The organism is Prosthecobacter sp. (assembly GCF_049294395.1).
Classification (GTDB): Bacteria; Verrucomicrobiota; Verrucomicrobiia; order Verrucomicrobiales; family Verrucomicrobiaceae; genus Prosthecobacter.
On sequence record NZ_JBAQCR010000285.1, the window covers coordinates 1 to 14,351 of the forward strand.

Genomic DNA, 14,351 nt, shown 5'->3' on the forward strand with positions numbered 1-14,351 from the left:
GTTCTGGCTCTGACGCTGAGACTGCGTCCAGCGGTAAAGGATGCTCTGGCCAATGCCCAGTTCCTTGGCCACTTCAGGCACGGCCCTGCCCAGGCTGACCATGGCCACCGCCCGGTCTTTGAAATCACTGTTATAACGTTCTCTCTTCACGGTCTTCATGGTGCTTGTCCCTTATTTGGTGGTCCAGAATTTTAGCGCACCTCACTGAGCATTGCATATCATCGGTGGGGAGAGGGGATTCGCTCAATGTCCATGCGATGTTATGCACCACGAAGACTATGTAATTATTTAAAATATTATAGTCTTCAGCCATGAGTTCGCTCGCTTTAGAAATCGAACAAACCATGCAGCAACTTGACGCTGTCACGGCCTCGCGGCTTGAACGTCTCCTGCGCGATGCGCTGGCTTTGGTGAAATCGAACACCGTCCAAGGTGAGCAGAACCAAAGCATTCGATTCCCGCTGGTTCAGGGCGCGAAACCCATCACCAGTGCGGATGTCGCGCGCCTCCATGATGAATTCTGAATCAGCCCTTCTCCCCCGGCTTCAGAATCGCTCCCATCCAGGTGGTGAACTGCGTCATGAAATCCGGGGGCCGGGTGTGCTTGGAGACGCCTTCGTAGAGCTTTAGAGTGACGTGGGCACCCAGAACCTTCTCCAAATGTTGCGCATATGCCTTGGTGAGGCCGACGTTGCCTTCATGCTCCTCAGCGCCACAAAAGCAGAAATAAACCTGCGTGGCGTGGATCGGCAGTCTCTGCTCCGCCGCCTTCGGCCCGCCCATGCCTCCGGGCGACATTAAAATGGCTCCGCGATAGGAGTCTGGATAGAGAGTGGCAAGATCCGCAGCCACCATCGCGCCTTGGGAGAAGCCGAACAATCCGACCCGGGTCAGATCCACTTTCAGCCCCGTCGTGAGCGTTTTCAGCCTGTCCTGAATGTAGGCGTGGTCTGCCACCGGCTCTTCGGACCACTGCTGCGTGTCATCTCCCAGGTCTGTGGTGGCGGGAAAGCCGAGGATCACCGCGCCGAGTGTATCGGCCAGTTTCTGCATGGCTTCCGTCGTCTCGCCGGGCATGGGGCCCAGAGGTGAATATCCACGATAACCCTGCAGCCACACGGCCACTGGTATGGGCTCGGCGGCCTCCTTGGGCACGAACATGAATGGCTTCGGCTTGGCCGCCTCTGAGACTGTCTCTAGGAGAAAGACAAGGACCGTGGCGAGGAGGTGTTTCATGGGGAAAGGCGGCGCAGGTGATCGCAAGCTATAGCGATGCGCCACTTAAGGTGCAACCACGGCCACCACGCCCCCGGTACGCAAAACCGCCTCCGACGGCTTGCACCGAGGGAGGCGGGTGAGGTTTGAACGGACGGGCGGGCTTAGGCCGCGTCTTCGTCCACGATGGCAGGCAGCGCAGGGCGCTCGGTTTCGTGGAGTTCGAAGTTGCGGTTGCTGATGAAGCCAGTGCCGGCCGGGATGAGGTGACCCATGATGACGTTTTCCTTGAAGCCGCGCAGGAAGTCGGACTTGGCAAGGGTGGCGGCTTCGGTGAGCACACGGGTGGTGTCCTGGAAGGAAGCTGCCGAGATGAAGGATTCGGTTTCGATGGAAGCCTTGGTGATGCCGAGGAGGACGGGCTCTGCCTCTGCAGGCTTGCCGCCTTCTTCGGATACACGGTTGTTTTCCTTCTCGAACTCGCCGCGGTCGATCTGGTCGCCCCAGAGGAACTCGGTGTCGCCGGTGTCGGTGACCTTCACCTTGCGCAGCATCTGACGGATGATGATCTCAACGTGCTTGTCATTGATTTCCACACCCTGGGCGCGGTACACTTCCTGAACTTCGTTGACCAAGTGCTCGCGGAGAGCCTGTGGGCCAAGAATTTCGAGGAGGTCATGCGGAACGACTGGACCGTCGGTGATCTGGTCGCCTTTGCTGACGTGGTCGCCGTTGAACAGCAAGATGTGCTTGCTGCGGGGGATGAGATGTTCTTCCTGCTGGCCGGTCTTGTTGTCGGTGACGATCACGCGGCGCTTGCCACGGACCAGACCGCCGATTTCAACCACACCGTCGATACGGGCGATTTCGCAGGCATCCTTCGGCTTACGGGCTTCGAAGAGCTCGGCCACACGTGGAAGACCACCGGTGATGTCCTTCGTCTTGGAGGCCTTACGAGGCGTCTTGGCGATGGTGGTACCAGCCTCGACCTTCTCGTTGTTCTTCACGCTCAAGTGAGCGCCCGCTGGAATGGTGTAGCTGGCGAGAACTTCGTGCGTCTTCGGATTCACCACGACGACCTGCGGATGGAGGTCTTCCTTGTGCTCGATGACGACGGTTTCTTCGTTGCCGGTGGACTCGTTCTTTTCCTTGGTGATCGTGATGCCGGAGATCATGTCGCGGAACTCCAGCTTACCAGCCTTCTCGGTGATAATCGGCACGTTATACGGATCCCAGGTGACGACCTGCTGGCCCTTCTTGACCTTGCCACCGTCTTCGACGGAGATAACGGCACCCGTGACCAGCTTGTGGCTTTCGAGTTCGCGACCGTCGTCGTCGTGGATGGAGAGGATGCCGTTCTTGGTGAGGGCGATCCAGGTGCCTTCGATCGTGGTAACCGCACGCATGTCGGTGTATTTGACGGTACCAGCGTTTTTGACGTTGATGAAGGGCTGCTTGAAGGAGGCCGTGGCAGCACCACCCACGTGGAAGGTACGCATGGTGAGCTGCGTTCCGGGTTCGCCGATGGACTGTGCGGCGACGATGCCGACGGCTTCGCCGATCTTCGCCATGCGATGCGTGGCGAGGTGGAGGCCGTAGCACTTCGAGCAGCAGCCGCGCTTGCTTTCGCAAGTGAGCACGGAGCGGATCTTGAGCTTCTCGACGCCGATCTTCGCGAGGTGAGCGGCTTCTTTTTCGGAAGCGAGCTGACCGGCCTTGATGACGATGCTCTTGTCCACAGGATCATGGATCGTTTCGCAGGAGACACGGCCATAGACGCGGGTCTTGAGATCAACGATTTCTTCGTCACCCTGATAGATGGAGGAGAGCGTGATGCCGTTGACGGTGCCGCAGTCTTCCTCAGTGACGATGACGTCTTGGGACACGTCGACGAGCTTACGGGTCATGTACCCTGAGTCAGCCGTCTTCAGAGCGGTATCGGCAAGGCCTTTACGAGCACCGTGAGTGGAGATGAAGTATTCGAGCACGCTCAGACCTTCACGGAAGTTCGAGGTGATCGGACGTTCGATAATTTCACCGGAAGGCTTGGCCATCAGACCGCGCATGCCGGCAAGCTGCTTGATCTGCGTACGGTTGCCTCGGGCGCCCGAGTTCACCATGACGTAGAGCGGGTTGTGGTGCTTCTTGCCCTCGTTGTATTCCAGGGTGCGGAAGAGTTCGTCGGCGACGATTTCACCCACCTGCGTCCAGATGTCGATGATCTTCTGATAGCGCTCACCGTTGGTGATAATACCACGGCGATACTGCTTCTCGATTTCTTCGATCTGCTTGTAGGCGTTTTCAAGACCAGCGGCCTTGGCGGTCGGGATGACCATGTCGGTGATACCGATGGAACAACCGGAACGGGTCGCTTCGCGGAAGCCGAGCTGCTTGAGACGGTCAAGAGCGTGGACGGTTTCCTTCTGGCCCACGGTCTGGAAGCAACGCCAGATGATGTCGGAGATCTGCTTCTTGCCGACGGTGGTGTTGATGAAGCCGAGGCCTTCAGGCCAGGTTTCGTTGAAGAGAACACGACCTGCGGTTGTCTCGATGACAGCCTTGGTAGGATCGCCATAAGGACGCTTCGGCAGATTCCAGTCAGGATTGCGGAAACGAATCTTGTCGTTCACCGTCAAGCCGCCTTCGGAAATGGCGAATTCAACTTCAGGGGCGTCATTGAAGATCGGCACGCGACCTTCCACATCACCCTTCTTAGCCTTGGCGTCCTGGTTCGGGAACTCACGCAGGTAGGTAAGGAAGTAGCAACCCAGAGGAATGTCCTGGGAGGGATTCATCACCGGTTTGCCGCTGGCAGGGCTGAACAGGTTGTTCGGCGCAAGCATGAGCAGGCGGGCTTCCATCTGAGCTTCGATGGAAAGCGGGACGTGAACGGCCATCTGGTCACCGTCGAAGTCGGCGTTGTAGGCCGTACAAACGAGGGGATGCACGCGAATGGCCTCACCTTCGATGAGCTTCGGCTCGAAAGCCTGGATCGAAAGACGATGGAGGGTCGGAGCACGGTTGAGGAGAACGGGGTGACCCTTGGTCACTTCGTCCAGAATATCCCACACTTCAGGCGTGCGGCGTTCGATCATCTTCTTAGCGGAGCGCACGGTGTGCACCAGGCCCATCTCCTTGAGACGGCGGATGATGAAGGGTTCGAACAGCACGAGGGCCATCTTCTTCGGCAGACCGCATTGGTGCAGCAGAAGGTCAGGTCCGATAACGATGACGGAACGGCCGGAGTAATCGACGCGCTTGCCGAGAAGGTTCTGACGGAAGCGGCCGGACTTGCCCTTGAGCATGTCGGACATGGACTTCAGCGGGCGATTGCCTGCGCCGGTCACCGGACGGCCATGGCGGCCGTTGTCGAACAAGGCGTCCACAGCTTCCTGCAGCATGCGCTTTTCGTTGCGGATGATGACATCCGGCGTGCGAAGCTGGAGGAGGTTCTTGAGACGGTTGTTGCGGTTGATGACGCGACGATAGAGGTCGTTCAAGTCGGAGGTGGCAAAGCGGCCGCCTTCGAGGGGGACGAGAGGACGAAGGTCCGGCGGGATGACTGGAAGCACTTCCAGGATCATCCACTCAGGACGGCTGTGGCTTTCGGCGAAGCCCTGGCAGAGCTTGAGGCGCTTGGCGAGCTTCTTGCGGATCTGCTTGGAGCGCGTCTTGGTCATCGCCTCTTCGAGTTCCTTGGTCACTTCGGCCAGGTTGAGCTGGGCGAAGATGTCACGGATGGCCTGAGCACCCATGCCGACGCGGAAGGCGTCTGCACCGTACTGCTCTTCGGCTTCACGAAGGTCGACTTCGGTCAGGAGCTGACCGCGCTGAAGCGGGGTGCTGCCTGGATCGATGACCATGTAGTCTTCATAGTAGATCACGCGCTCCAGCGAACGGGCGGTCATGTCGAGCATGAGGCCGATGCGGGAAGGCATGCACTTGTAGAACCAGATGTGCGTCACCGGCACGGCGAGTTCGATGTGGCCCATGCGCTCGCGACGAACGCGGGAGAGGGTCACTTCGACGCCGCAGCGATCGCAAACGACACCCTTGTGCTTGATGCGCTTGTACTTGCCGCAGGCGCACTCCCAGTCACGGGTGGGTCCGAAGATACGTTCGCAGAAAAGGCCGCCCTTTTCTGGCTTGAACGTACGGTAGTTGATGGTTTCTGGATTCTTAACTTCACCGGAGGACCAGGAGCGGGTGCGGTCCGCAGAGGCGATGCAGATCGACACATAGTCGAACTCCTCGCCGTGTTGGGGTTCCCCGAAGATTTCTTTCAAGCTCGCGTCAGCATTCATGATGTGTGGAGATGGGTGGCAGGTTTTTGCGCTGGGTTTCTGGGGGAAGGAGGGTTAGGCACCCGCCGAGGAGGCAAAGTTTTCAAGGGCTTCCACATCTGCATTGGCGTTGGCGCGCTTGTGCACCTTGACGTCAAGACCGAGGGACTGCATTTCCTTGATGAGCACGTTGAAGGACTCAGGCGTGCCGGCTTCAAGAGCGTGGTCGCCTTTGACGATCTGCTCATAGATGCGCGTGCGGCCCTGAACATCGTCAGACTTGACGGTGAGGAGTTCCTGCAGCGTGAATGCGGCACCGTAGGCTTCAAGGGCCCACACTTCCATTTCCCCGAAGCGCTGGCCGCCGTATTGGGCTTTACCACCCAGAGGCTGCTGCGTGACGAGCGAGTAAGGTCCGACCGCACGTGCGTGGATCTTGTCGGCGACAAGGTGGTTCAGCTTCAGCATGTAGATGTAGCCGACGACGACATCGAGGCTGAAGGCGTCACCTGTGCGGCCGTCGAAGAGCTTCGACTTGCCGTTGAGTCCCATCCATTCATACCCAGGAACCTTCTTGGCTTCCTTGATGTATTCCATGATCTTGGTTTCAGGGATACCATCGAACACTGGTGTGGCGATCTTCATGCCCAGAGCCTTGGCGGCGAGGCCAAGGTGGGTTTCAAGCACCTGACCCACGTTCATGCGTGATGGCACGCCGAGGGGGTTCAGCACGATGTCAACAGGCGTTCCGTTTTCGAGGAACGGCATGTCTTCTTCAGGAACGATGTTGGCGACGATACCTTTGTTTCCGTGACGGCCGGCCATCTTGTCACCCACCGAAAGCTTGCGCTTGCTGGCGAGGAAGACGCGCACCTGCTTGACCACGCCGCTGTCGGCGGTGTCTTCGCTGGACTCGATTTTGTCGAGGTTGCGCTCACGTTCCATGTCGGCATCGGAGAACTTCTGTTCGAAGGTCTGGATGATGTCGAAGATCTTGTTACGGATCGGGCTCGGGTCGATTTCGATGGTGTCGTAGCTTTCGGCCACGTGACGAAGCATCGTCTTGGTGATCTTCTTGTTCGCGCCGACGAGGGGCTCGCCGGTCTGACCGTTCACGATGTCGAGAGGGATCTTCTCGTTGAGAAGGATGTCAGAGAGACGCTCGGTGAGCTGCTCGGTGAGGTCTTCCTTCTTCGCACGATAGTCTTCTTCGATCTGCTTGATGTGCTTCTTGTACTCGGACGGGGAGAGCTTCTCCTTCTCAGAGTCAGCACCCATGCCGCGCTGGGCGATGCGGACATCCATGATGATGCCGGTGCAGCCGGAAGGCACGCGCAGGGAGGTGTCCTTCACGTCAGCGGCCTTCTCACCGAAGATGGCGCGCAGGAGGCGCTCTTCAGGGGCGAGTTCGGTTTCGGACTTCGGAGTGATCTTGCCCACAAGGATGTCGCCAGGCTTCACTTCAGCACCGATGCGCACGACGCCCTGGGCGTCGAGGTTCTTCAGCGCTTCGTCACCGACGTTCGGGATGTCACGCGTGATTTCTTCCGGCCCGAGCTTGGTGTCACGTGCGATGACTTCAAAGTCTTCGATGTGAATGGAGGTGTAGATGTCCTCCTTGACCACGCGGCGGCTGATGGTGATGGCATCTTCGAAGTTGTAACCGTTCCAAGGCATGAACGCGACGAGCATGTTCTTGCCGATGGCAAGCTCACCCTGGTCGGTGCAAGGACCGTCGGCGATGACATCGCCCTTCTTGATCTTCTGACCGCGCTTCACCAGAGGCTTCTGGTTGATGCAGGTGCCGGCGTTGGAGCGGCCGAACTTGCGGAGAGGGTACACGTGGGTGCCCTTGTCTTCGTCGGTCACGCAGGACTTGATCGGGTTTTCGAGGAACTTGTCGTCCTTGACGGGCAGGTTGCCGTCCTTGGTGACGATGATCACGTCAGCCGTCGCAGCGGCGACGGTGCCGTTGGCGTCTGCGACGATCACGGAGCGTGAGTCACGGGCGGCCTTGCCTTCCATGCCGGTGCCGACGAGCGGGGACTCACCTTCAAGGAGAGGCACGCCCTGGCGCTGCATGTTGGAACCCATCAGCGCGCGGTTGGCGTCATCGTGCTCAAGGAACGGGATGAGCGCGGCAGCCACGGAGACGAGCTGCTTTGGCGACACGTCCATGAGGGTGACGAGCGAAGGCTCGACTTCGATGAACTCGCCGCGATAACGGACAGTGATCTTGCTGCCTTTGAAGTTGCCTTTTTCGTCGATCGGATTGTTCGACTGGGCGATGTAGTGCTTCTCTTCCTGGTCAGCGGTGAGATACTCGATCTTCTCGGCCACGACGCTGTCCTTCACCGGACGATACGGCGTTTCGATGAAGCCGAATTCGTTGATGCGGGCATAGCTGCCGAGGGAGTTGATCAGACCGATGTTCGGACCTTCAGGAGTCTCAATCGGGCAGATACGGCCATAGTGAGAAGGATGAACGTCACGAACTTCGAAGCCGGCGCGGTCACGATTCAGACCGCCAGGCCCGAGTGCGGAGAGACGGCGCTTGTGGGTCAGTTCGGCCAGAGGATTGATCTGGTCCATGAACTGGCTGAGCTGGCTGCGGCCGAAGAAGTCACGCACGACGGCGGAGAGCGCCTTCGGATTGACGAGCTTGGCGGGAGTCATGGTGTCCATGTTCACGTCGAACAGGGTCATGCGCTCTTTCACCAGACGCTCGGTGCGGGAAAGGCCCACGCGGCACTGGTTGGCGAGGAGTTCACCCACGGCACGCACACGGCGGCTGCCGAGATGGTCAATATCATCCAGAATGCCCTGACCTTCACGCAAGTGGAAGAGGTAGCGCAGCGCGGAGATCACGTCCTCAGCGGTGAGGATGCGGGTTTCGGTGTCGATCTTCAGCGAGAGCTTCTGATTGATCTTGTAACGGCCGACACGGGTGAGGTCATAACGCTTCGGATCGAAGAACAGACGCTTCACGAGGGCGCGTGCATTCGGCGTGGTGGGCGGATCGCCCGGACGCAGACGGCGGTAGATTTCCTTGAGGGCTTCATCTTCATCCTTGGCGGTGTCTTTGCGCAGGGAGGTGATGAGGAGATCGTCCGGGGAGGCGGTGACGACCTTGACGGACTTGTGGCCAAGCTGGATGAGCTGGCGGATGACGCCGGAGGTCAGCGGCTCGTAGGCACGGGCCACGATGAGTTCGCCGTCCAGGATGTCCTTGAAGAGGATCTTGGTGGCGACTTCTTCTTCGGAGAGGCTGTCCTTGAGCTTGAGGTCCTGGATTTCGTAGAAGAGCTTGAGGATGTCCTCATCGCCCGGGAAGCCGATCACGCGCAGGAGCGTGGTGGCCAGGAACTTGCGACGACGGCGGCGGCGGTCGAGATAGACGTAGAGGAGGTCGTTCGTGTCGAACTGCACTTCCAGCCAGGTGCCGCGGTCAGGGATGATGCGGAAGCCGTGGAGCCAGCGGCCATTGAGATGCTGGCTGGTTTCAAAGCAGATACCGGGGGAACGATGGAGCTGGGAGACGACCACGCGCTCTGCACCGTTGATGACGAAGGTGCCGCGCACCGTCATGAGGGGGATTTCACCCATGTACACGCGTTCCTGCTTCGCACCCTGCTCGTCCTTGAGCTCATAGGTCACGTACAGCGGGGCGCTGAAGGTCTCGGCCTCATGAATGGCTTCGAGGGAGCTGAGCTTGGGCTCGCCGATTTCGTACATGACGAAATCGAGCGTCATCTTCTCATCATAGCTGGTGATCGGGAAGACCTCCCGGAACACGGCCTGGAGGCCGAGGTCTTTGCGCTTCGAGGGCAGGATGTTTTTCTGGAGAAATTCCTCGTATGAGCGGAGCTGGATCTCGATGAGATTTGGGGGCTCGGCGACTTCGTGGATTTTGCCAAAGTTGGTGCGCTGGGACATAAGGCAGTGATGAGGCGGTTAGGGGGCGATGGGCGGTGGCACGGGATGCGGAAGGGGAGTTCCGCGAAGCAACAAAAGAGCAATGTCAGGCGGCCAGCCCGGCATTACTTGCGATTGTCGCGAAAACGAAGCAGCCGGAATCCAGGTGTGAACCCGAATTCAGGCCAAAAAAATTGTCGGAAGCAGGCGGCACTTCGCGTGGTGTCCCGGAACCGTAGCACTGGCTGCGGAGGTTCAAGCGGGGATCACGGGCGGTTGCGGGCATGCGATGGAACGAAACGAACAGAGGATTGAGACTGACTCTAACTTGAAAAGGCTCCTGACCGCGCGGCGCTGCGGATGATGGCAGACGCCACGCGGAAAAGAGCAGGAACGTGAGACTACTTGATCGTGATCTTGGCGCCAGCGGCTTCCAATTTCTTCTTGATCTCTTCGGCTTCTTCCTTTTTGCAGCCTTCCTTGAGGGTCTGCGGAGCGCTTTCGACAAGCTTCTTCGCTTCTGCAAGGCCAAGGCCAGGAACAACGCCGCGGACTTCTTTGATGACGCCAATCTTGTTGGTGCCAGCTTCGGTCAGGATGACGTCGAACTCGGTCTTTTCTTCGACAGCGGCTGCAGGAGCAGCACCACCAGCGCCGGCGGCGGCGACAGGAGCAGCGGCGCTAACGCCCCACTTCGTTTCAAGGGATTTCACAAGTTCGGCAACTTCCAGGACGGTAAGCGTGCTCAGTTCTTCAACGATTTTATTCAGGTCAGCCATAGTATTTTGTCGGTGTCGCCGCAGTCCGCAGCTGCGGATAAATTAAGAGCAAAAGCTTTTGCTCCGGCGAGGAACCATTGGGTGTTGGGGTATTCAGGCCGTGTGACGGGCCATCTAATCAAATGGGGTTTACGCGGGTTGTTCAGCAGGTGCGGCGGCTTCAGCAGCAGGCGCGGCTTCTTCAGCGGCAGCGGCTGGAGCGGCTTCCTCAGCAGGAGCGCCTTCTTTGTCGACCTTCGCCTGGAGCACGCGGGCGAGGGCGGAAGCCGGAGCCTGGAGCACACCGAGGAGCTGGGCGAGCAGCACTTCACGGGAAGGCAGATCAGCAAGGACTTTGATGGCTGCGGTGTCCAGAAGGTTGCCGTCAAGGACGCCAACTTTCATCACCGGCTTTTCAAACTCGGCCTGGAAATTCTTGAGGATTTTGGCAGCGCCGAAGACGTCCTTGGCACCCGTCACGAAGGCGCTCTGGCCGGTGAGGTGGGCACTCAGATCACCAGGATAGCCGGCTTTTTCAGCAGCCTTCTTCACCAGGTTGTTTTTGAAGACGTGAATCTCCGACCCGACGACGCTGAGGCGCTTGCGCAGTTCGGCGAATTTCGCGACCTTCAGGCCGGTGTAATCGACGACGAACAGGAATGGGGAGGCATTGACCCGCTTCAGAAGGTCATCAATGAGCAATGTTTTGAGTTCTTTCATGATACAGTGCTTCTATAAATTAGAGTTTGACGTACTTCGACACGTCGATGCGGAGAGCAGGCGACATGGTGGCGGCGAGGGTGATGGTTTCGACGTAGCGGCCACGGGCGGAGGCGGGCTTGGCGCGCACCACGGCTTCGATGAGGGAGGTGGCGTTTTCAGCAAGCTGGGCCACTTCGAAGGAAGCCTTGCCGACGGAGGAGGCGATGTTGCCGTTCTTGTCGAGCTTGAAGTCAGCACGGCCTGCTTTGACGGCCTTGACGGCGGCGGCGGTGTCTTCAGTCACGGTGCCGGTACGTGGGTTGGGCATCAAGCCACGAGGTCCGAGCTGCTTGCCGAGTTTGCGAACTTCATTCATCGCAGCCGGAGTGGCGATGGCGACGTCGAAGTCGGTGAAGCCTTCCTTCACCTTGGCGATGAGGTCTTCGTTGCCGACGATGTCAGCACCGGCGGCCTTGGCGGCTTCAGCAGCGGCGCCCTGGGCGAAGACGGCGACGCGCACAGTCTTGCCGGAGCCGTGAGGCAGCGGGCAGGTGCCACGAACCATCTGGTCGCTCTTCTTCGGATCCACACCCATGCGGAACGACAGGGTGACGGTCTGGTTGAACTTGGTGCCAGGGAGTTTGCGCAGGAGCTCGGCCGCTTCTTCAAGCGTGAATGCCTTGCCTGCCGGAACCATCTCGGCTGCTTTCTTGTAACGTTTGCTTCTCTTTTGCATGGTAGGTGTGCAGTGGTGGCGAACTGTGACGTTCTCCTGCTTCGGTTGAAGTGATTAGTCGATGATTTCGATGCCCATCTGGCGAGCGGTACCCGCCATGATGCGGGACGCCATGGTGAGATCGGAAGTGTTGAGGTCGGCGATCTTGAGCTTGGTGGCTTCAAGAAGCTGGGCCTTGGTGATTTTGGCGACCTTGATCTTGTTCGCTTCCTTGGAGCCGCTGGCGATGTTCGCGATCTTCTTCAGGAGGTTGGAAGCAGGAGGCTGCTTGGTGATGAAGGTGAAGCTCTTGTCCTTGTAAACCGTGATCACGGTTGGAAGGACGTCTCCGCCGAGCTTGGAAGTGGCGGCGTTGAACTCCTTGCAGAAGGCCATGATGTTCACACCGGCCTGACCGAGAGCAGGGCCGATGGGCGGTGCGGGGTTGGCGGCACCAGCTTTGATCTGGAGCTTGATGAGTTTGATGATTTCCTTGGCCATGTCTTTGTGTTCCTTGCTTGCTTGAGTTGAGATTCAGGGGGCGGCGGGTCGGCTTATGCCTTCTCGACCTGCCAGTATTCGAGATCGACCGGTGTGGAGCGCCCGAAAATATTGACGGACACGCGCAGCACGCCGCGTTCCGGATCGATTTCCTCGACGATGCCGTTCTGGCTTTCGAAGGGACCGTCGGCCACACGAACGGTGTCACCGAGATTGAAGGCGATTTTTGGCACGGCGCCGTCGGCTTTGTCGCCGACCTGGGCGAGCATGGCCTCGACTTCCTTGGCGCGCATCGAGATCGGATGATCCTTGGTGCCGGCAAAGTTCAGGACACCGTCGGTTTCCTTGACGAAGTACCAGGTCTTTTCGATCAGGCGGTTGTGCTCATCGAGAAGATGGCAGTTGGCGATGACGTAGCCGGGGAAGAACTTGCGGTTGCTTTCGGAACGCTTGCCTTTCTTGACTTCGGCCACGCGCTCCATCGGCACGAGAACCTGGAAGACGTAATCACCCATCTCCTCTTTCTCAATGCGGCGGAGCATGCTGTCACGGACCTTCTGTTCAAGGCCGGAGCGGACGTGGATGACAAACCACTGGTCGCGAGGTGCGGGGATAGCTCCCATAAGAGAATTTGGAAAAAGGGGTGGGTGGGGAAAAACGGAGAATTAGGCACCCAGCTTCTGCGCGGCCTCAAAGGCCCACTTGAAACTGATGTCAAACGCTGCAACGAAAGCTCCGAGGAGGATCATCGCGATGAAGACCACCACTGTGGATTCAATCAGTTCGCGATATTTGGCAAAGCCCTTTTCTTTAGGATCCCAGGGCCATGTGGCCTTCTTGAGTTCAAGGATGACTTCGCCGATGTATTTGCGGATGCGACTCATGTGAAGCGTTTCGTTTTCTGCGGATGTTTCCGGGGAATTTTCGCTGGCAGGCCAGGAGGGACTCGAACCCACAACCAACGGTTTTGGAGACCGCTACTCTACCAATTGAGCTACTGACCTGTGTTAGCGAAGAAAGACTTCCCGGAATGGATAACGGATGGAATCAAATTTGCAAGTCCGGCGCCTCGTTCCGCTCCCGGCTGGGAGACGAAATCACCGCCGGGTCTGTGCGCCAGACCCGGCGGGATTCGAGACAAACGAACTAAAGCGGACTAGTCAAGGATGTTGGCAACGCGGCCAGCACCCACGGTTTTGCCACCTTCACGGATAGCGAAACGGATGGTCTTTTCCATGGCGATCGGGGTGATCAGCTCGACTTCGATCGAGACGTTGTCACCAGGCATCACCATTTCCACGCCTTCTGGAAGCTTCACGCTGCCGGTCACGTCCGTGGTGCGGAAGTAGAACTGCGGGCGGTAGTTGTTGAAGAAGGGGGTGTGACGGCCGCCTTCGTCCTTGGAAAGAACGTACACCTCAGCGGTGAACTTCTTGTGAGGAGTGACGGAGCCTGGCTTGGCGATGACCTGACCGCGCTCGATGTCGGTCTTCTTCGTGCCGCGAAGCAGAAGGCCGACGTTGTCGCCTGCACGACCTTCGTCGAGCAGCTTGCGGAACATTTCGATGTCGGTGACGGTGGTCTTGACGGTCGGACGGATGCCGATGATTTCGACTTCGGACATCTTCTTGATGATGCCACGCTCGACACGGCCGGTGCAGACGGTACCACGACCTTCGATCGCGAACACGTCTTCAACTGGCATGAGGAAGTCCTTGTCGATCGGACGCTCTGGCAGCGGGATGTAGCTGTCCACAGCTTCCATGAGCTTGAGGATGTTGGCTTCATGCTCAGGATCGCCTTCGAGAGCCTTGAGAGCGGAACCCTTGACGATCGGAATGTCGTCACCTGGGAAGTCGTACTTGGAAAGGAGGTCGCGAACTTCCATCTCGACGAGGTCGAGGAGTTCTGGATCGTCCACCATGTCCACCTTGTTCATGAACACCACGAGGGCAGGAACGCCGACCTGACGGGCGAGCAGGATGTGCTCACGGGTCTGGGGCATCGGGCCGTCAGCGGCGGAAACGACGAGGATACCACCGTCCATCTGAGCGGCGCCGGTGATCATGTTCTTCACATAGTCAGCGTGTCCTGGGCAGTCGACGTGAGCATAGTGACGCTTGTCGGTCTCATACTCCACGTGGGCGGTGTTGATCGTGATACCGCGTTCCTTTTCTTCAGGAGCTGCGTCGATCTGGTCGTATGCACGTGCCTGGGCGAAGCCTTTCTTGGAAAGGACGGTCGTGATGGCGGCGGTCAGGG

General features: G+C 58.6%; 12 protein-coding genes and 1 tRNA gene. 1 reads left to right on the forward strand and 12 read right to left on the reverse strand.

All coding sequences use genetic code 11. The annotated features are described in order from the left end of the window. On the reverse strand, positions 1-159 hold a 159-nt coding region (locus tag WAW39_RS19325), incomplete at its 3' end, for a transposase (RefSeq protein WP_422320813.1). Positions 160-311: 152 nt separating this feature from the next. On the opposite strand from WAW39_RS19325, the gene WAW39_RS19330 reads away from it, so the two are divergent. Then, positions 312-524 (forward strand): hypothetical protein, encoded by a 213-nt coding sequence (locus tag WAW39_RS19330; protein ID WP_422320804.1) that lies wholly within the window; start codon positions 312-314, stop codon positions 522-524. 1 nt (position 525) lies between these two features. Here WAW39_RS19330 and WAW39_RS19335 read toward each other — a convergent pair whose 3' ends face one another. The 11 genes from WAW39_RS19335 to tuf all read right to left on the reverse strand — a co-directional run. Next, positions 526-1,236 (reverse strand): alpha/beta hydrolase, encoded by a 711-nt coding sequence (locus tag WAW39_RS19335; RefSeq protein WP_422320805.1) that lies wholly within the window; start codon positions 1,234-1,236, stop codon positions 526-528. A gap of 143 nt (positions 1,237-1,379) precedes the next feature. Continuing rightward, positions 1,380-5,519, reverse strand: coding sequence for a DNA-directed RNA polymerase subunit beta' (gene rpoC / locus WAW39_RS19340; protein WP_422320806.1), 4,140 nt, complete (start codon positions 5,517-5,519; stop codon positions 1,380-1,382). A 54-nt stretch (positions 5,520-5,573) separates the two neighbouring features. Beyond that, positions 5,574-9,434 carry a DNA-directed RNA polymerase subunit beta gene (gene rpoB / locus WAW39_RS19345; protein WP_422320807.1) on the reverse strand — a complete coding sequence of 1,287 codons (3,861 nt, stop codon included), beginning with the start codon at positions 9,432-9,434 and terminating at the stop codon, positions 5,574-5,576. A gap of 380 nt (positions 9,435-9,814) precedes the next feature. Then, a complete protein-coding gene (gene rplL / locus WAW39_RS19350) occupies positions 9,815-10,192 on the reverse strand; it encodes a 50S ribosomal protein L7/L12 (protein WP_422320808.1) in 378 nt (125 codons plus the stop codon). A 129-nt stretch (positions 10,193-10,321) separates the two neighbouring features. After that, on the reverse strand, positions 10,322-10,891 hold the full coding sequence (rplJ, locus tag WAW39_RS19355; protein WP_422320809.1) for a 50S ribosomal protein L10: 570 nt from the start codon (positions 10,889-10,891) through the stop codon (positions 10,322-10,324). 19 nt (positions 10,892-10,910) lie between these two features. Further along, complete coding sequence (gene rplA, locus WAW39_RS19360; protein WP_395734234.1) at positions 10,911-11,609, reverse strand: 50S ribosomal protein L1; 699 nt, start codon at positions 11,607-11,609, stop codon at positions 10,911-10,913. Positions 11,610-11,663: 54 nt separating this feature from the next. Continuing rightward, positions 11,664-12,089, reverse strand: coding sequence for a 50S ribosomal protein L11 (gene rplK, locus WAW39_RS19365; RefSeq protein WP_422320810.1), 426 nt, complete (start codon positions 12,087-12,089; stop codon positions 11,664-11,666). 53 nt (positions 12,090-12,142) lie between these two features. Next, positions 12,143-12,712 (reverse strand): transcription termination/antitermination protein NusG, encoded by a 570-nt coding sequence (nusG, locus tag WAW39_RS19370; RefSeq protein WP_422320811.1) that lies wholly within the window; start codon positions 12,710-12,712, stop codon positions 12,143-12,145. A 42-nt stretch (positions 12,713-12,754) separates the two neighbouring features. Beyond that, positions 12,755-12,973 carry a preprotein translocase subunit SecE gene (locus WAW39_RS19375; RefSeq protein WP_397384804.1) on the reverse strand — a complete coding sequence of 73 codons (219 nt, stop codon included), beginning with the start codon at positions 12,971-12,973 and terminating at the stop codon, positions 12,755-12,757. A gap of 44 nt (positions 12,974-13,017) precedes the next feature. Further along, a tRNA-Trp gene (locus WAW39_RS19380) sits at positions 13,018-13,093 on the reverse strand. 152 nt (positions 13,094-13,245) lie between these two features. Continuing rightward, positions 13,246-14,351, reverse strand: a 1,106-nt coding sequence (gene tuf, locus WAW39_RS19385) for an elongation factor Tu (protein WP_422320812.1), incomplete at its 5' end; no start/stop codon positions are given.

What these genes read in the sequence shown, in the direction of transcription:
- WAW39_RS19330 (WP_422320804.1), top strand. Translation starts at nt 312, where the DNA reads ATGAGTTCGCTCGCTTTAGAAATCGAACAAACCATGCAGCAACTTGAC.
- WAW39_RS19335 (WP_422320805.1), bottom strand. Translation starts at nt 1,236, where the DNA reads ATGAAACACCTCCTCGCCACGGTCCTTGTCTTTCTCCTAGAGACAGTC.
- rpoC (WP_422320806.1), bottom strand. Translation starts at nt 5,519, where the DNA reads ATGAATGCTGACGCGAGCTTGAAAGAAATCTTCGGGGAACCCCAACAC.
- rpoB (WP_422320807.1), bottom strand. Translation starts at nt 9,434, where the DNA reads ATGTCCCAGCGCACCAACTTTGGCAAAATCCACGAAGTCGCCGAGCCC.
- rplL (WP_422320808.1), bottom strand. Translation starts at nt 10,192, where the DNA reads ATGGCTGACCTGAATAAAATCGTTGAAGAACTGAGCACGCTTACCGTC.
- rplJ (WP_422320809.1), bottom strand. Translation starts at nt 10,891, where the DNA reads ATGAAAGAACTCAAAACATTGCTCATTGATGACCTTCTGAAGCGGGTC.
- rplA (WP_395734234.1), bottom strand. Translation starts at nt 11,609, where the DNA reads ATGCAAAAGAGAAGCAAACGTTACAAGAAAGCAGCCGAGATGGTTCCG.
- rplK (WP_422320810.1), bottom strand. Translation starts at nt 12,089, where the DNA reads ATGGCCAAGGAAATCATCAAACTCATCAAGCTCCAGATCAAAGCTGGT.
- nusG (WP_422320811.1), bottom strand. Translation starts at nt 12,712, where the DNA reads ATGGGAGCTATCCCCGCACCTCGCGACCAGTGGTTTGTCATCCACGTC.
- WAW39_RS19375 (WP_397384804.1), bottom strand. Translation starts at nt 12,973, where the DNA reads ATGAGTCGCATCCGCAAATACATCGGCGAAGTCATCCTTGAACTCAAG.